This window comes from Pseudoalteromonas sp. ND6B (assembly GCF_000764215.1).
In the GTDB taxonomy this organism is placed as follows: Bacteria; Pseudomonadota; Gammaproteobacteria; order Enterobacterales; family Alteromonadaceae; genus Pseudoalteromonas; species Pseudoalteromonas tetraodonis.
Map to the genome: position 1 here is coordinate 225,612 of NZ_JQFL01000035.1, position 17,519 is coordinate 243,130.

A 17,519-nucleotide genomic window follows, 5' to 3' on the forward strand; every position below is an offset into this window, starting at 1 on the left:
AATGTTCACCTTTAGTTATGTATAAATACTTGTATAGTAAGACCCGCTAACTTTAAAAACTCTTTCATTACAAAGTTGCTTAAGGGTTTGAACTCACTTTATATAAAACGGATGCGAGATATGAAAAGTTTAATGACGAATGATCATTTGCATGATGAATTATTAATCATTTTACAAAACAACTTTGCTCCCTCAGGGTATAAACTACCAAACGCTGATGAGTTGATACCTCATAATCAAAATGCCCAATACCATGGCTATGCATTTACTTTAAACCAAAAACGTATAATTTACAGAAAAGCTAAAGTTACACCCGACAGACCTGGCGCTTTTTAAGCACTATGGAAACGCCCAGCGGATTTGAGTAATTCTAAACCAATTCCATTTGCCAATGAGTTTGACTATTTATTAGTAGCTGTTTCAAGTGATGGATTAACCACTATTAATAACCAAGTAGCAAATATACAAAAAGGTTTCTTTTTATTTCCGGTTGAGTTGTTAGTTAAAAAAGGCATCGTCACAGGTAGAAACCATAAAGGCAAAACGGCTTTTAGAGTATTTCCGCCTTGGAGCGAAAGTAGGGCATTAAAAGGGACTGGCGCATTTAGTAACTCTGCTAAAGTTACTCAGCGTTGGCAATGCGATTATTTTTTAAATCAGAACCAACATGGCTTAGTTGATTTAATTAAGTTAAACAATATTTTAGCTAACGCTGTTTAAATTTGAATTATTAAGTCACTCTACGAGCATTGTCATATATAAGGTTGTTTACTAAAGTGAGATCACACAATCATACAAATATCAGGTGAAATATGAACCAGTTAACTGAAAAGTCAATCAGTTGTCCTTACTGCGGCGAAACCATAGAAGTATTAATTGATGTGGCTGATATTGATGAGCAATACATAGAAGATTGTCAAGTATGCTGTAAGCCCATTACGTTTGTGGTGTTTGATGATGAAGACGAGCTTGGCGTAAATGTGTATAGTGAAGATGACGCGTTTTGAAGGAATCAACAAGGCGAATGACATTACAACCACTTAATAATACGCATATTATCGAGCTAATGAGTTGGTTTAATGATCAACATGACATAACTCAATGGGCTGGCCCTTACTTTAGGTACCCATTTACGGCGCAGACTTTTATTGAAGACTTAAACCTTGATGTCTCGACTTCTTTTGTATTGGTTGGACGACAAAACGTATTACTCGCTTTTGGGCAATATTATCAATAAAAAAACAAATGTCATTTGGCGCGTTTAATAGTAAACCCTATACGAAGGGGGGAGGGAATTGCAGCCACCCTAATTAAAGCATTATGTAAACATGGGCAATTAAACTTAAATGTTAATGATTGCTCATTGTTTGTTTATAAAAACAACCTAGCAGCAGTATCGGCTTATAAAAAGCTAGGCTTTAAAGTTGCTGCTAATACCCCAGAAAATCAAAACTTAAGCCCATTACCAGAAAACTGTGTACATATGGTTAAGTGATAAATTTTGTTTAATTTAGCTATTTTGCTGTTCACGCGCTAATTGGTTAGGCAGCAACTGCTCTACAATTTCTCTCGCTGGTAAGGTGTAACGTACACCATCAAACATAACCGACGTAAACTCGTTAATATTAGTAATGCCGGTAAGGGTCCAACCTTCACCACGTTTTGGGCAGTAAACAGTAGTAGTTGGTTGTATTACTTTAAAATTGTCACTCATAGTTTATCTCAATTACTGCTTGTGTATACGGTATGGTAAGTTAATAATGACGCTCTATAAAGTGCTATTTAAAGCGCGTTTACTTTATTTGGCGTAGGCATGTTTAAAACTATAAAATTACCCCGTGTTACCTTACGTTTAATTACCCACAAACACGGCGCAGCGCTATTAACAATTTTAAATAATCCACTCGTTTATGAGTTTAATGACTATAAAACACCTTTAAACAAAGACCATATTAAACAATTAATTCAAGATGATATAAGCGGATATTACGAAGGTGAAGTGATTCGACTCGCTATTGAACATAATATGAGTGGCAAACTACTGGGTACATGTGGCTTATATAAAATATGTAAACAAACCAAAAGTGCTTATTTGGGCTTCGAACTCGATCCTTTTTATTGGCAGCAAGGTTTAATGCAAGAAGTGCTGCGCGGTTTTATGAGCCAGATACCGAGTGTATTAAAGATAGAGCAATTATATGCAGAAATTCACGGACATAACGTTCGTAGTTATAATTTACTGACTAAGCTTGGGTTTGTGTTAAACGAGCAATTAAACAATGGTATTTGGCATAAGCAATTAACTAAAATGGGTGACGCATGAGAATAAAAAAAGCGATTATTTTAAATGTGTTGCTTGCTGTTAGTGTATTTGGGGTTACAACAATTGGGTTTAGTTATTACAAAAATGATGTATCAGATTTTGTTGATGTAACCCTAGATTCAAAGGTGCTTAATGAGTCTCGTAAGGTATTTATAAGGTTCCCCGATGATTTTGATAAAAATAAAGCGTATCCACTTATTATAAAAACAGATGGTAATTTTAATTTAGCTAATTGGGATAAAGCGCTAAAAGCATTAAATCCTGAAAGTATATTAAATGAGGCTATTTTAGTTGCTATACCTAATCAGTTTTTTACTGATACCCGAAATCGTGATCTTGTACCACCTTATGCAAGGAAGGACGTAAATACAAATCCTCGACCTAAACATGAAACTTCGCCAGAAATTTTTGGTAAAGCTGATTTGTTTTTAGCTTTTATAGAGCAAGAGCTACTTATACCAATCCGCAATAATACTTAATCATTTTGCGGGGCTAAACGTGTCGCTACCTGTGTTAAAAAACTCTCATTTAGAACAACTAAATAGCGAATTATTTGCCTAGCTATCAACTCGTTTTTCCAGCCTCAAAATAGACCACTTAATTAAGCGAATTGGTATTACTTATTTAGAGGCTAACTACAGGTTAACTGAAAACCGTATATTAACGGGATTTTCGGCAGGGGGCAGTTTTACTTTATATACGCTGCATACCAAACCATCGCTATTTAATGGTTACTTTGCATTTAGCCCTGCGGCTTGGTATGACGATATGACCGTAGTAAATCATTTTAATACCTTTTTACAAGTTAAAACACAGAGCTACTATAGACCCGCCTTATTATATTTTACTGTTGGCGGGGCTGAGCATAAATTAATGCTTGAGGCGTATAATAACTTGGAGCAAAGTTTAGTAAGCCATACTAGTAACTGGTTAGTGTGGGGCAGTAAAGTAAACCCTGATGCAAAGCATAATGATAATCCTGCATTGAGTATTACGGGGGCTTTAATGGCCTATGATGAATTTATTAATTAATAATATTGTTAAACTTTAATTAAGAGTAGTACTAGCAAAACGGCTTAACTGTATATATGTACAGTTAAGCCGTTTTGCTATAAATTATTTTATGGTGTAAATGGCTGGTGGATGTAAGATAACACATGCAAGAACACATCATACTTAATTGTGTTTAAATGTAATCTTAGCAATGGCGTAATATAAATTATCGATTTACTCATAAGTGGAGTGGTGGGTTTATAACGCTTATTGAGTTTGGCTATCTGGATCGTTAAATAAAGAATTTAAATAACAAAAAAGGTGGGCGGTGCTTTATTTATATCAGCACCGATCTATACGTTTAGGACTTAATTACAAAAGCGCTATTTTATTACTTAACTGTCTAAGCATATTTTCAGCATTTGGTAAGGGATCGTTTAACCCATCGACCAAGGTCATAAAATAACAGTCCATCATTACGCTTGCTTTTGTTTCATCAAACTTCGGTTGTTCACTAAAAAGCAGTTGTTTAAATTCATCCATCTGCGCTTTAAAAAAAGACGTTCTCCAAATGATGTCGCTAATTAATAGCTTACTAAATTCACTATTTTCACAATAAAAAGAATAAAGCGGATGAGCGTAATGACGTAACTTTAAGCGAGGGGAGTGCTGCGTATCTAACTGCTTTGCTTGGTTAATAATAACGGCTATTTGTTGTTGCATACCGGCCATCAATAAATCAATTTTATTTTCAAAATGACTAAACACTGTACCTACAGCAACATTGGCTGCAACCGCTATTTCTCTTGTTGATGTGTGATCGTAACCTTGCAGCAAAAATAATTCCCATGCTGAAGCTAAAATTTTATCGCGTGTCTTTTCTTTTTTACTCATTATATTTCAATGCTTTACTTGTTTGTTAAATAAAAGGGCTAAATCATTATTTGATTAATTGAGCGCGCTCAATTAATATTGTGAGCATGCTCATTTTTATAAGGATGTTACATGAAGTTTATCAAACGTGTTATTGGTTATGTACTTTTTATTCCACTAATTTATTTTTATTCTTATTTGCTAGGGCCAATATTAAAAGCAGTTTTAGTCCCAGGAGGGGTTGCTTTTTTATGGCTTATTCTAGGGCCAACAGAGGGGACGCGTGCTTTAAAAAAAGCATTTAAGAAAAAATAGCTCAAGCTTCAACTAAACAAATCGAAAAAAGCCCTGCTATTTTGCAGGGCTTTTTTCGATTTGTGATTTTAAGCTTGAAAGCTCAACTGATATTAAAGAACGTATCTAAAACCAAAAGCAATACCGTCATCTTCAGATTGCTCCATTAGCGCTTGCTGCTGTTTATTATTACTTTCAAAATCACCAAAGTCTTTACGTGCTTCTACATAAAGTTGTGTGTCTTGGTCAATTAAGTAATGCACACCAATAACTGCAAACTGACGCTTAAATACATCGTTAGGATCGGCATTAAAGTTTGGTTGAATTACGTAGTCATCACCTGCATCAAATAAGTTATAGGCAATAAATGGTCTAAAATCGTTATCAAAGCGATACGACACAAATGTTTCAATACCAATAGCATCTTTAATTAAACGACCTATGTTATCTGTATCGTGGTTTTCGTTTTTGTTGATATTAGCGGCTACATACAAGCCTGGCGCATCAATATTGCCCCAAATAACACCTGCACCATAAATTAAATCGTCAACAGAGCGGGTTGTTCCGTCGCCATACGTTAATTCAAACTCGCCGCGGTTAATACCCGCGGTCAGTTTTAGCTTATCAGTCAAGTTATAGGTTACTGCACCGCCAAACGTATAGTTAAATTCAACTTGTTGTGCAGCAGCATCTCCAGACTCAAAATTTGCTTGGCATTGTGATTCTGTAATATTACTTACATCACAAGTATAAAAAGCGCTGTTTTTTAACTGAGTTTGAACACTAAAGTCAAAGTCGTTGTAGCTATTACGGTATTGCAGTGTTTTATCACCACGACCAGTACCATTTACTGCACCATCGTCTTTGTTGTAAGTGTAAACACCGGCAGCGTTACCATCCCATACATAGCTGTAGTTTGTTGCATACACAACATCAAACCACGCACCCCATTGTTTACCAATCGTAATTTGGCCGTATTTATCGTGTTTAAGTCCTGCATAACCTAAACGATTATATAAAAACTCATCCTGAATAGATTCAAAACGGTTGTTGTATACAATATCGCTACTGCCAACAGGGTTGACACCCCATTCAACTAAAGCCATTGCTTCCCAGCCGTTTTTTAGTTGGCGTTTAAAATCAAAATTAATTCGTGAGGCACCATTGACGATTTCGTTTTGACCTTGAGTATTTATCACTCGCGCATCAATATATCCGCCTACTGCGATTGTATTTTTTTCATCCTTAAACACTTCTACTGCTGAAACACTTGGAGCAGCTAAAATACCCGCAATTGCTAGCGATACTAATTTTCTTTTCATTGTGTGTGCCTTGCCTAAATTAAAGACGTTTTTATAATTACTAAATTCGAAGTCGTGCAGACTAGCAAAGCAATAAAAGGCTCAAAAGTGAAAAATTATCAATGACAATTAGCACAAAACACGCAGCTTGTTCATTTTAAGTTAATGCTGTTTTTATTTTGTAGCCGCATAAACTGCCATTTAATTTTGGAATAAGACATTAGGCTTAAATGCAGGAGAGGGAGTGTTGAATTTTTTTCATAGTTACGCTTGTCGGCATGGGTAGAGCTAAAACTCTAATACTATAAAAAACGTTAATATAGCCGTATTAATTGTTAATAAAAGTAAAATGCGACCAAGTCGCCTGTAAACGCGATTAAATAATTTATAAAGGGTTTTATGCTAGTTGTTTTTTTATTAAACATTTTTTTACTGCATCAACAGTACAATAATGAGTTTTACTCACCTTTTTAGCACATTTACTCGCCCAGTACTTTGGCTATTTAATTGCTTTTATAGTTAATAAACAGCCACCGTTTACTTTGAGTTTGGTGCTATAAACTTTCATAGAAAAAAACGGTGATTTGGTTTAAACTGCGCGCAATTTAAATACTTCAGTCTCCCTTGGAGGGTAGCGCTATTATTAGTACAGCTAACATCACCATGCAATTTGGTGCTAAACCGTTATTTGAAAATATCTCAGCTAAATTTGGCGAATCAAACCGTTATGGTTTAATTGGTGCTAATGGTTGTGGTAAGTCGACCTTTATGAAAATCCTTAGTGGTGAATTAGAACCATCTTCGGGTAACGTAAGTACTGATCCAAATGAGCGCGTTGCTAAACTAAACCAAGATCAATTCGCCTACGAAGAATATTCTGTTATTGATACCGTGATTATGGGTCATAAAGAATTGTGGGATATCAAACAAGAACGTGACCGTATATATAGCCTACCTGAAATGAGTGAAGAAGACGGCATGAAAGTAGCCGATCTTGAAACGGAATTTGCTGAAATGGACGGTTACTCGGCTGAATCTAAAGCGGGTGAGTTACTATTAGGTGTGGGTATTGCTACAGAGCAGCACTACGGACCTATGTCAGAAATTGCACCAGGTTTTAAACTTCGTGTGCTTCTAGCTCAAGTTTTGTTTTCAGACCCTGATATCATGCTGCTCGATGAGCCTACCAATAACTTGGACATTTATACAATTAAGTGGCTTGAAGATGTATTGAATCAACGTGACTGTACCATGATCATCATCTCGCATGACCGTCACTTTTTAAATTCGGTATGTACGCACATGGCCGATATTGACTACGGTGAACTACGTATTTACCCGGGTAACTACGATGAATACATGTTTGCAGCTACTCAAGCACGCGAACGTTTATTAAGTGAAAACGCCAAAAAGAAAAGCCAAATAGCAGAGCTTCAACAATTTGTATCGCGCTTTTCTGCCAACGCATCAAAGGCAAAGCAAGCCACTTCACGTGCAAAACGAATTGATAAAATTCAATTAGACGAAGTAAAAGCGTCGTCACGTCAAACACCGTTTATTCGTTTTGAACAAGAAAAGCAGTTATTTCGTAACGCACTTGAAATGACCAGCTTATCTCAAGGTTTTGAAGAAACTTTATTCTCAGGATTAGAAGGCCTAGTTGAAGTAGGTGAACGCATTGCTATTATTGGTGAAAATGGTGTGGGTAAAACAACATTATTAAACACTTTAGCAGGACGTTTAGCGCCTAAAAGCGGTGAGTTTAAATGGTCTGAAAATGCAAACATTGGCTACTATGCACAAGATCATGCCGATGAGTTTGAAAAAGACATGAATTTGTTTGAGTGGATGGAGCAATGGCAACAAGAGGGCGACGATGAGCAAGTAGTGCGTAGCTTCTTGGGTCGTATGTTGTTTTCACAAAACGATATCAAAAAATCTGTAAAAGTAATATCTGGTGGTGAGCAAGGTCGTATGCTGTTTGGTAAAATCATGATGCATAAACCAAATATCTTATTAATGGATGAGCCAACCAACCACATGGATATGGAATCAATTGAAGCGCTTAACTTAGCACTTGAAGCGTATGAAGGTACCTTGATGTTTGTGTCACACGACCGTCAGTTTGTATCATCAGTTGCCACCCGTATTTGGGAAATTAAAGACGGTAAAGTTATCGACTTTAGAGGTAACTACTCAGAATATTTAGCGAGTAAAGAAGCTTAATTGCTGATTGTTTCGCTGTTTAAAAAAAGCCATGTTTAACATGGCTTTTTTATTGCCTGCTGGTCGCATTAGTGCAGCATTTAAGTATATAATACCCGCCATAAAACCGGACATAAGTCCGCTATTTTTAAAATACATTACTGAGGAGTATTTATGACTGTTGGCATTATTATGGGTTCTAAATCAGATTGGCCAACCATGGAACACGCCGCCCTTATGCTAGAAAAATTTGGCATTGAGTATGAAACTAAAGTGGTTTCTGCCCACCGCACTCCTCAATTACTTGCCGATTACGCAAGTTCAGCCGCAGAACGCGGTATTAAAGTTATTATTGCAGGCGCAGGTGGCGCGGCGCACTTACCGGGAATGGCGGCAGCGTTTACATCTCTGCCAGTTTTAGGCGTACCCGTTAAATCTAAAGCGCTAAACGGTGTAGACTCTCTGTTATCTATTTGCCAAATGCCAAAAGGTGTTGCGGTAGGTACTCTTGCTATTGGTGAGCCCGGTGCTGCAAACGCAGGTTTATTAGCGGCACAAATTTTAGGATGTCAAAATCCAGAAATCTTCGCAAAAATCGAAGCGTTCCGTAAAGAACAAACTGAGACTGTTTTAGCTAACCCAAATCCTGCAGAGTGATCATGAATATTTTAATTTTAGGGGCAGGGCAGCTAGCACGAATGATGAGCTTAGCTGGTGCACCGCTTAATTTAAATGTGGTTGCTTATGATGTAGGCAGCAAAAAGATTGTACATCCGCTTACCAATGAAGTGTACCCAACAACGCTCGAACAGGCGATAGAAAACGCTGATGCTATTACGGCCGAGTTTGAACATATTCCAGATGATGTACTTACACAGTGTTGTAATAGCAATAAGTTTTATCCGGGCAAACAAGCCATTAAAACCGGTGGCGACCGTGCGCTTGAAAAAGCGCTCCTAGATAAAACCGCTGTTGCATGCGCGCCATATCAATTAATTACAGAAAAAGCGCATCTTGAACTCGCGGTTCAAACACTTGGTAAGCCATTAGTCATTAAAACATGCCAAGCGGGTTACGATGGTAAAGGCCAATGGCGTTTAAAATCAGACGATCAAATTGAGCAAATTTGGGCTGAAATGGCTGATTTTATTGCATCAGGCACTGAGCACGCTCCGCACACCATAATTGCAGAAAAAATGATCCCTTTTGACCGTGAAGTCTCTATTATTGGTGCACGCGATAAACACGGCCATGTTGCTATTTATCCATTAACTGAAAATGAGCACACCGAGGGTGTGTTAACGCTTTCGGTTGCAGGTAAAAACAATAATAGCCAACTAGAGCAACAAGCAATAACGGCATTTACCCGAATTGCTAATGAGCTTAATTATGTTGGTGTACTCGCCATTGAGTTTTTTGATGTGCAAGGTACATTACTGGTTAATGAAATTGCGCCGCGAGTTCATAACTCAGGCCATTGGACGCAACAAGGTGCACATTGCTCGCAATTTGAAAACCATATGCGCGCTGTTGCCGGCCTACCTTTAGGTAGTACGCAAATTAAGCAGCCTACTGCTATGATAAATGTATTAGGCCAAGCACAAATCCCTACTGATGTGTTAAAAACAGCAGATGTAACCAGCCATTGGTACGGTAAAAGTGTAAAACCTGGTCGCAAAATGGGCCACATTAATGTATCTGCTGATAATTTACAGCAATTAGGTGAACGCCTTGGTGAACTCGCAATGTGTTTGCCAGAGCAAGATTACCCCGGTGTATTAGCTACCAGCAAATCGCTATTATAAGTTAAAAAACAAAGCGATAAATTGAACTTAACTTCAATATATCGCTTTACCTTCTAAAGGTTCTTTTCAATGATCCATCCAAAGTTTCGTACTATTGTGTTTGCCTTTTTTATGGCACTTTTCATGTCAGGTTTTATGTCGTTAGTTATTTCTTTATTTAATGTTGGTATGGTCGATAACATCGTATCTATCTGGCTTAAAGCGTGGTTATTTGCCTTTTGTATTGCCTTTCCAACGGTTATTTTTGTTGCCCCCGTTGTCCACAAACTGACTAATAAACTCATTCGCGCTTAAAGCTATGATTATCGCTAAATTACATAAACCTGTATTTATAATATTACTGGCTTTGTGCATCACTCCATTTCTTGGCGCTGGTAGTGCCTTGGTTATGGGGGCGTTATTTGCGATTACCTTGGGTAACCCGTTTGCTGAGTTATCACAAAAGGCCAGTAAATGGATGCTAAAGTTGGCGGTTGTGGGGTTGGGGTTTGCTGTTGATTTTAATCAGGTAATTGAGGTTGGTCGCAGCTCTTTAGTGTTAACAATTGTCAGTATTACTGCCATAATTGGGCTTGGCGAAATTTTAACTCAAGTGTTTAAACTTAATCGTAACACAGGCGTGTTAATTTCCTTTGGAACCGCTATTTGTGGTGGTAGCGCTATTGCGGCCATGGCACCGGTTATAAAAGCCAAAGATCATGAAGTGGCTGTTGCGCTAGGTATTGTATTTTTACTCAACGGCGTGGGATTATTATTATTCCCTGCAATTGGACACTATTTTGAACTAACCCAAGAACAGTTTGGGTTATGGGCAGCTCTTGCAATTCATGATACCAGTAGTGTGGTTGGGGCGTCGGCTACCTACGGTGCAGTGGCACTGAGCATAGCAACAACAGTGAAACTTACTCGTGCTATGTGGATTATTCCATACACTACGCTTGCAGGTGTGTTTATGCGCTCAGATGAAAAGGCGAGTATTCCATTATTTATTGTAGGCTTTTTATTAGCCGCATTAATTAATACCTATGTGCCGTCGCTTTCATCTTATTGGGAGTTGATAAACATTGCAGCGAAGCAAATACTAGTGATGACACTGTTTTTAATTGGCAGTGGTTTGTCGTTATCGGTACTAAAGCAAGCGGGAATTAAACCGTTTTTAATGGCTGTGATTCTTTGGATCGTGGTTAGCAGTGTTATTTTATTATTAATTATAGATGGATTCATATAATGAGACATGATCTCGGTATTAAAATTATTGGTGGCTTTTTATTGTCACTGGTTTCAGCAAGCTATGTTCACGCAGAGTCATTACGGGTCGCAACGTTTAATGTCAGTATGGATGCAACCAATTACACCGCTAAAAATGAAAAAGTAAAAAGCGATGCCTTAGTTAACGCGCTGCGCTCTGACCACCAGCAAATTAAAAATATTGCTGAAATAATTCAACGCGTTCGTCCAGATGTGGTGCTTTTAAATGAATTTGACTACGTCCCTAAATCACAAGGGATAGAATACTTTAAAACCCATTACTTAAATGTAGGGCAAAATGATCAAGCGGCTATCGATTACCCTTATGTTTACATTGCACCAGTTAACACAGGCTTAGCCACAGAGTTTGATTTAGACAACGATGGCAAAAAAAATGGTGTGATGGGCGATGCGCAAGGTTTTGGATTTTTTGAAGGCCACTACGCAATGGCGTTTTTGTCTCGTTACCCCATTGATTTTGACAACATCAGAACCCTGCAAACGTTTAAGCACAAAGATTTACCGAATGTGAAAATGCCGGTAGATCCAAAAACCAATACAAATTGGTATAACGAAGAAGAATGGAATGCTTTACGTTTAAGCTCTAAATCGTTTTGGGATATACCGGTAAAAGTAAATGATAAAGTCGTTCATATGTTAGCCTCGCATCCTACGCCGCCTGTGTTTGATGGTGATGAAGACAGAAACGGCATTCGTAATCATGATGAAATTAGATTAATTGCTGATTACGTTAATAACGAAAGTTACCTGTATGACGATAACGGTAAAAAGGGCGGCCTTGCAGCAAAATCACGCTTTGTGATTTTAGGTGACCTAAATGCCGCCCCTGAGGGCGATAAAAAGCGCACAAATACAACAGATCAGTTACTTAAAAGCCCGATGATTAATGCCGGTTTTATTCCAACCAGTGAGGGCGCTAAAGAGCAATACCCACAAGCTTATGCTAAAAATTATACTGCTAATTGGCAGGCACGCGTTGATTACGTTCTGCCTTCAAATTATGGGCTAACCATTAAAGATGGTGGCGTATTTTGGCCGAAAAAACAAAGCGAATTGTACCGTTTAATCAAAGATAGAAACGCATCAAGTGACCACCGTATGGTATGGCTTGATTTAACGGTTGAATAAACGGGTTACTCACCCCGATATCAGCGTTGTTTATCTTAAATAATTGCAATTATAAAGATGCTTCTGCTTAAATACGGTTAATTATAATAACCGTCAAGAAGCACTATGATTTTTAAATTTTCATCTTCTAAAACACTTGTTGCAATGGCTGTTGCGTCAAGTGTTATGTTAGCGGGCTGTACAGCAACCGCCACAACTTCTAATGACTCAGCTATTCAAACAAATACCAAGGTTGCAAGTGTTGTTAACACACCTGCAGGCATGGGTGTCTCAAAAATTACGCTTGAACAAGCGATGGCTCACCCTGATTGGATTGGACGCCAACCGCAAAGTGCATTTTGGAGTGCTGACTCAAGTACCGTTATTTACGCGCGTAAACAACAAGGTAGTGAGCTAAGAGATTTATTCACTCAAGCTGTAAACGCTCAAACAGCAGAGCAAGTGGCTTTAAATCAGCTTCACAGCGTAGGCTCAAGTAAAGCTGTTTTTTCTAACGATAAATCACTTCAAGCTTATGTGTTTGAAGGCAACATATTTATTAAAAACGTACAGTCAGGCGTAATTAAGCAAATTACGCAAAGCTCTGCGACCGAATCAAAACCACAATTTTTAAACGATGGTAATTTAGCGTATCGCCAAGGTAATATCTTTTTTAAAGTAGATTTAACCACAGGTTTAACCCGTGAAATTGCTAATTTAAAGCTGGCTGACAAACCACAAGGTATAAAAGAGCCAACAACTTATATTGCCAAAGAGCAACATAAGCTGATTGATTACATTGCACTGCAGCATAAAAACAAACAAGATAAGTATGCGCGAAATGAGCAAGTTAAAACCCAAAATAGCTCAATTGCCAACACGTATTACTATTTAGGCGATGGCAACACGGTTGATGAAGCCCAGCTTTCTCCAAATGGCGACGCGTTAATTGTGGTTGTTCAAGAAAAAAGTTCATGGCGTGGTGAAGGCGACATTATGCCTAACTACATCACTGATGATGCGACTATAGAGCCTAAAAAAGTTCGCCGTCGTGTAGCTGACGCTAAAGAGCAAACTTCTGAAATTGTTTATATTAACCTTGCAGATCAAAGCCAAACTACTTTAGGGCTTAATACCTTGCCTGGTTTTGATGAAGATGTACTCGCTGAGGTTAAAAAAGAAAACTATGCCCGCGAAGGCAAAACGTATAAGTCTAAGAAACAACCGCGTGGTATTAATGTAATTTCAGACTGGGGATGGGATCAATCGCCTATCAGCTGGAACGATGATGGCAGCCAAGTGGCGATTATGCTTGAAGCATGGGATAACAAAGATCGTTGGTTGGCCACTGTTGATTTTGAAAATAACAAACTCGTATCTCAACACCGTTTACATGACGATGCGTGGATTGCGTATGCGTTTAACGACTTTGGTTGGTTAAATGACTCAACCACGCTGTATTATTTATCGGAAGAGTCGGGGTACAGTCAGCTTTATAAAAAACCTTTAAATGGCAAGGCTACGGCTTTAACACAAGGTCAGTTTGAAGTGTCTGACTTAACCCTTACTGATGACAATAGTGCTATTTACTATAAAGCGAATATTGAGCATCCGGGTCTTTACGAAATATACCGTGTTAATCCACAAACAGGTGTTAGTGAGCAAGTAACCGACTTAAACGGTATGACGGATTACACCTTAAGCCCTGATCAATCTAAGTTATTACTTAGACATTCTAAAATCACTATGCCGACTGAACTTTATGTGGCAGAGGCTAAAGCAAACACAACCGCGACTCGTTTAACCAATACGGTATCTGATGCGTTTTTAGCTAAAAAACTCACAGCGCCTAAAATTGTTGCTGTGCCATCTAGTCATACAGAACAGCCCATATACGCCAAAGTCTATTACCCCGCTGATTACCAAGAGGGTGAAACAGGCAAAACCCGCAAAGCGGTTATTTTTAACCACGGTGCAGGGTACTTGCAAAATTCACATATGGGGTGGTCTGGCTACTTCCGTGAATTTATGTTCCATTCATTACTAGCAGATGAAGGTTATGTAGTAATGGATATGGATTACCGCGCATCTAAAGGCTATGGTCGTGATTGGCGAACGGCTATTTATCGCCAAATGGGAACACCTGAAACACAAGATCTAGCCGATGGCGTAAAATGGATGGCGGATAATGCCAATGTTAATACCCAAGCGGTAGGGACTTACGGTGGCTCTTATGGTGGGTTTATGACCTTCATGGCGTTATTTACCGCACCAGAGTTGTTTCAATCAGGCGCAGCGCTTCGTCCAGTGACTGATTGGGCTCATTACAACACAGGTTATACGGCTAACATTTTGAATCACCCTGATGTTGACCCGATTGCCTATGAGCGTAGTTCACCTATTTATTATGCAGAAGGGCTTAAAAAGCATTTATTAATAAATGCGCCTATGGTTGATGATAATGTGTTCTTTCAAGATTCAGTGCGTTTAGTACAGCGTTTAATAGAACTTGAAAAAGAAAACTTTGAAACAGCAATCTTCCCAGTAGAACCCCATGGTTTTGTTCAGCCTTCGAGCTGGTTAGATGAATACCGTCGAATTTATAAACTGTTTAAAGAAACGCTTTAATCGACTAAAAATAAAAACGCCACTTATGTGGCGTTTTTTAACTGTGTTTATTATCGTTTTTGATGTGTTTTACAACCAGCGGCACAGCTAATAAAACCCCACCAATTGCGCCAATTAAATGCGCATCAACGGCCACCGTTGATTGAATAAGTTGACCAATTTCTGCGCTTGGACCATTAACTTGCTCAAGAATAAGTTTTATCCATACGCCAATAAACAAGATATAACCTGATTTTAACCCAACAGTGACATCTTTTATGGCCCCCCACACGATCACGCCATGCAATAGCGCACTCAGCCCTGTATAAATAGTGATTGTTGGACAAAACCAATAAACCCCCAAGCCACACCAAAGCGCAAGGAGTGCAATATTAAAGCTGTATTGCTTAGGTGTAGTGTATTCACCATGTAATAACCAAATAAGCGCGATACCAGCACAATTTAAACCTAGGTGTACCCAGTTGGCATGTACAAATTGGCTGGTAAATAAACGCCACAGTTGGCCTTGTTCAATTAATGGGCGATTAAACTCAAGCTCATTGTTCATACCAAGCCATGCTAAGAGCGTACTCAATACAATTAAACACAAAGGAGGTAAAACATATCGCGGCTGAAGGGGTAAATTAAGCATTCAATGATCATTTTTTTATATTTATTTTTGCATATTGTGCCTGTTTAACTTTAAGATGCCAATTATCTTCCATGTAATTTAAGTTTAATCAGTAATTATGAATTTTAAGCTCAACTCTTTATTTGCTCTCTCTTTAAGTGCACTGTCTTTACCTTTATTTGCACAGCAAGCAAGCCAAATTGAAACCCGTGAACCAGAAGCCGCCACAGGGGTAGTACAAAAGCAATTAGTACCAGGCGATAAATACATGGTTGCGGCTGCAAATCCTTATGCCTCACAAGCGGGAAAGGCCATTTTAGCCCAAGGCGGAAGCGCCGTTGATGCCGCAATTGCCACTCAATTAGTGCTTACATTAGTTGAGCCGCAATCATCAGGCATTGGTGGTGGTACGTTTATGATGTATTACAACAAAGCTAACAATAAACTCACCAGTTTTGATGGTCGCGAAACAGCCCCAAGTAATGCCGATGAAAACCTGTTTTTAAATGAACATGGCAAAGCTGTTAAATGGATTGAAGCAGTTGTAGGTGGTCGCTCTGTAGGTGTACCAGGTATTTTACATGCGTTTGCCAGTGCCCATAAACAATATGGTAATTTGCCATGGGCAACTTTATTTAAGCCAGCTATTGCGCTTGCTGAACAAGGGTTTGAAGTATCTCCACGATTACATGGCTTACTCGTTAGGCAGTTAAACCCGGGTGTTATGAGTATGCCGGTCATAAATGAGTATTTTTTTCCCAATGGTGAAGTGATCAAAGTAGGCAGTATTAAAAAAAATCAGCCGCTTGCTAATTTATACAAAGACATTGCCTCACAAGGGATTGATGCTTTTTATAAAGGTGATAATGCAAAAGCCATGGTAAAAGCAGTACAACAGTCAAAAATTGCGCCTGGTAAATTATCTGAGCAAGATCTTGCTAATTACAGCAGTAAAGAGCGTGCACCCGTTTGTATAAAATACCGAGTTTATAATGTCTGCTCGATGGCGCCGCCAAGTAGTGGCGGTATCTCAGTACTACAAATTTTAGGCTTGCTTGAACACAAAGACATGGCAAACATTAAAGCCAATAGTGCCGAGGCAATTCATTACTTTAGCCAAGCGTCACGTATTGCGTTTGCCGATCGTAATAAATACATAGGCGATCCTGACTTTACCCAAGTACCTACTCAAGAGTTATTAAATAAAGACTATATTGCCACCCGCGCAAAATTAATTACTGAAAAAGATCAAAAAGCATTGCCAGGCAACCCTGTTGAGCACTTAAGCTATGCAAATGATGATTCTTTTGAATTGCCCTCTACCTCGCATGTATCAATTGTGGATAGCAAAGGCAATGCTGTTTCAATGACCAGCTCTATTGAAATGGCGTTTGGATCAACAGTGATGGTTAATGGTTATATTTTAAATAATCAGCTGACTGATTTTTCACTCTCGCCGCGTAAAAATGGCAAGTTAGTGGCTAACAGAGTAGAAGCCCATAAACGTCCGCGCAGCTCAATGTCACCCGTGATGGTATTTAATCAAGATGGGAGCTTACGTTTAGTGGTCGGCTCTCCTGGTGGTAGTCGCATTATTGATTATGTAGCGCAAGTTGTTATTGGCGTTTTAGATTGGGATTTAAATGCGCAACAAGCCATTAATTTACCGCGAACCACTAATCGCAACGACTACACCAGCGTAGAGAAAGGCACTGCACTTGAAGCGGTAGTACCAAAGCTTAAAAAGCGCGGCCATGATGTGCGCGTGATTGACTTAAACTCTGGGCTGCATGCGGTAGAAGTTAAAAACAACCGTTTGTATGGCGCCGCCGATCCTCGCAGGGAAGGGATGGCATTATCGGATTTAAGTAATAATAAAGCCTCATTTAAATTCTAAAACATGTATAATCATCAGCAGGTTTGCAGCTAATGTATTACCTGCTGTTATTTATGTAACAGCTTAATAGTTAATGATTATTTGATTGAAAATAGTATGTTAACTAACGTAAAAAATTAGCAAATCTAAAAATAACTGACACTGTTGTAATCATTGCACACAGCAAACGCTGGTCTAATGCCCGTTTTAATTTTTATAAACTCACAACAGCCAG

20 protein-coding genes and 1 pseudogene are annotated in these 17,519 nt (G+C 38.6%); 17 read left to right on the forward strand and 4 right to left on the reverse strand.

What is annotated here, in order from left to right; all coding sequences use genetic code 11:
* The first annotated feature begins 120 nt into the window (after window positions 1-120).
* The 5 genes and pseudogenes from ND6B_RS20530 to ND6B_RS20380 all read left to right on the forward strand — a co-directional run bounded on the left by ND6B_RS20530 (window position 121) and on the right by ND6B_RS20380 (window position 1,495).
* Entirely contained in the window at window positions 121-336 is a 216-nt protein-coding gene (locus tag ND6B_RS20530) for a MepB family protein (RefSeq protein WP_033103436.1), read from the forward strand.
* A 12-nt stretch (window positions 337-348) separates the two neighbouring features.
* A pseudogene (locus ND6B_RS20535) lies at window positions 349-720 on the forward strand (MepB family protein); the annotation flags it as partial.
* Between the two features lie 92 nt (window positions 721-812).
* Entirely contained in the window at window positions 813-1,007 is a 195-nt protein-coding gene (locus ND6B_RS09970) for a CPXCG motif-containing cysteine-rich protein (protein WP_013464956.1), read from the forward strand.
* A gap of 17 nt (window positions 1,008-1,024) precedes the next feature.
* On the forward strand, window positions 1,025-1,237 hold the full coding sequence (locus tag ND6B_RS20375; RefSeq protein WP_235420470.1) for a hypothetical protein: 213 nt from the start codon (window positions 1,025-1,027) through the stop codon (window positions 1,235-1,237).
* Between the two features lie 15 nt (window positions 1,238-1,252).
* Entirely contained in the window at window positions 1,253-1,495 is a 243-nt protein-coding gene (locus ND6B_RS20380) for a GNAT family N-acetyltransferase (protein WP_235420471.1), read from the forward strand.
* A gap of 15 nt (window positions 1,496-1,510) precedes the next feature.
* On the opposite strand, the gene ND6B_RS09965 is transcribed toward ND6B_RS20380, so the two are convergent.
* A complete protein-coding gene (locus ND6B_RS09965; RefSeq protein WP_013464954.1) occupies window positions 1,511-1,714 on the reverse strand; it encodes a hypothetical protein in 204 nt (67 codons plus the stop codon).
* A gap of 99 nt (window positions 1,715-1,813) precedes the next feature.
* Between ND6B_RS09965 and ND6B_RS09960 the strand changes: the two genes are divergently transcribed.
* From ND6B_RS09960 to ND6B_RS0119200, 3 genes are all read left to right on the forward strand, one after another.
* On the forward strand, window positions 1,814-2,323 hold the full coding sequence (locus ND6B_RS09960) for a GNAT family N-acetyltransferase (protein ID WP_033103437.1): 510 nt from the start codon (window positions 1,814-1,816) through the stop codon (window positions 2,321-2,323).
* Window positions 2,320-2,802, forward strand: a complete 483-nt coding sequence (locus ND6B_RS09955) for an alpha/beta hydrolase-fold protein (protein ID WP_235420472.1) — start codon at window positions 2,320-2,322, stop codon at window positions 2,800-2,802. The genes ND6B_RS09960 and ND6B_RS09955 overlap by 4 nt, the downstream gene beginning before the upstream one ends.
* 136 nt (window positions 2,803-2,938) lie before the next feature.
* Entirely contained in the window at window positions 2,939-3,355 is a 417-nt protein-coding gene (locus ND6B_RS0119200; protein ID WP_268746940.1) for an alpha/beta hydrolase-fold protein, read from the forward strand.
* A gap of 333 nt (window positions 3,356-3,688) precedes the next feature.
* Here the strand turns inward: ND6B_RS0119200 and ND6B_RS09950 are convergent, their stop codons facing one another.
* A complete protein-coding gene (locus tag ND6B_RS09950) occupies window positions 3,689-4,210 on the reverse strand; it encodes a TetR/AcrR family transcriptional regulator (protein WP_024602490.1) in 522 nt (173 codons plus the stop codon).
* A 111-nt stretch (window positions 4,211-4,321) separates the two neighbouring features.
* On the opposite strand from ND6B_RS09950, the gene ND6B_RS09945 reads away from it, so the two are divergent.
* A complete protein-coding gene (locus ND6B_RS09945) occupies window positions 4,322-4,504 on the forward strand; it encodes a hypothetical protein (protein WP_024602491.1) in 183 nt (60 codons plus the stop codon).
* Window positions 4,505-4,596: 92 nt separating this feature from the next.
* Here the strand turns inward: ND6B_RS09945 and ND6B_RS09940 are convergent, their stop codons facing one another.
* Window positions 4,597-5,805 carry a porin gene (locus ND6B_RS09940; RefSeq protein WP_033103439.1) on the reverse strand — a complete coding sequence of 403 codons (1,209 nt, stop codon included), beginning with the start codon at window positions 5,803-5,805 and terminating at the stop codon, window positions 4,597-4,599.
* 618 nt (window positions 5,806-6,423) lie between these two features.
* Here ND6B_RS09940 and ND6B_RS09935 point away from each other — a divergent pair.
* The 7 genes from ND6B_RS09935 to ND6B_RS09905 all read left to right on the forward strand — a co-directional run bounded on the left by ND6B_RS09935 (window position 6,424) and on the right by ND6B_RS09905 (window position 14,798).
* Entirely contained in the window at window positions 6,424-8,010 is a 1,587-nt protein-coding gene (locus ND6B_RS09935) for an ABC-F family ATPase (RefSeq protein ID WP_076916071.1), read from the forward strand.
* 153 nt (window positions 8,011-8,163) lie between these two features.
* On the forward strand, window positions 8,164-8,646 hold the full coding sequence (gene purE, locus ND6B_RS09930) for a 5-(carboxyamino)imidazole ribonucleotide mutase (RefSeq protein ID WP_013464946.1): 483 nt from the start codon (window positions 8,164-8,166) through the stop codon (window positions 8,644-8,646).
* 2 nt (window positions 8,647-8,648) lie between these two features.
* Window positions 8,649-9,794, forward strand: coding sequence for a 5-(carboxyamino)imidazole ribonucleotide synthase (locus ND6B_RS09925; protein ID WP_033103440.1), 1,146 nt, complete (start codon window positions 8,649-8,651; stop codon window positions 9,792-9,794).
* Between the two features lie 69 nt (window positions 9,795-9,863).
* A complete protein-coding gene (locus ND6B_RS09920) occupies window positions 9,864-10,088 on the forward strand; it encodes a DUF2798 domain-containing protein (RefSeq protein WP_013464944.1) in 225 nt (74 codons plus the stop codon).
* A gap of 4 nt (window positions 10,089-10,092) precedes the next feature.
* A complete protein-coding gene (locus ND6B_RS09915; protein ID WP_033103441.1) occupies window positions 10,093-11,022 on the forward strand; it encodes a YeiH family protein in 930 nt (309 codons plus the stop codon).
* A complete protein-coding gene (locus ND6B_RS09910) occupies window positions 11,022-12,191 on the forward strand; it encodes an endonuclease/exonuclease/phosphatase family protein (protein WP_033103442.1) in 1,170 nt (389 codons plus the stop codon). The genes ND6B_RS09915 and ND6B_RS09910 overlap by 1 nt, the downstream gene beginning before the upstream one ends.
* Window positions 12,192-12,296: 105 nt before the next feature.
* Entirely contained in the window at window positions 12,297-14,798 is a 2,502-nt protein-coding gene (locus ND6B_RS09905) for a S9 family peptidase (RefSeq protein WP_033103443.1), read from the forward strand.
* Window positions 14,799-14,835: 37 nt separating this feature from the next.
* Here the strand turns inward: ND6B_RS09905 and rrtA are convergent, their stop codons facing one another.
* Entirely contained in the window at window positions 14,836-15,429 is a 594-nt protein-coding gene (gene rrtA, locus ND6B_RS09900; RefSeq protein WP_033103444.1) for a rhombosortase, read from the reverse strand.
* 97 nt (window positions 15,430-15,526) lie between these two features.
* Here rrtA and ggt point away from each other — a divergent pair, with 97 nt between their 5' ends.
* Window positions 15,527-17,305 (forward strand): gamma-glutamyltransferase, encoded by a 1,779-nt coding sequence (gene ggt, locus ND6B_RS09895; RefSeq protein WP_033103445.1) that lies wholly within the window; start codon window positions 15,527-15,529, stop codon window positions 17,303-17,305.
* Window positions 17,306-17,519 lie beyond the last annotated feature (214 nt).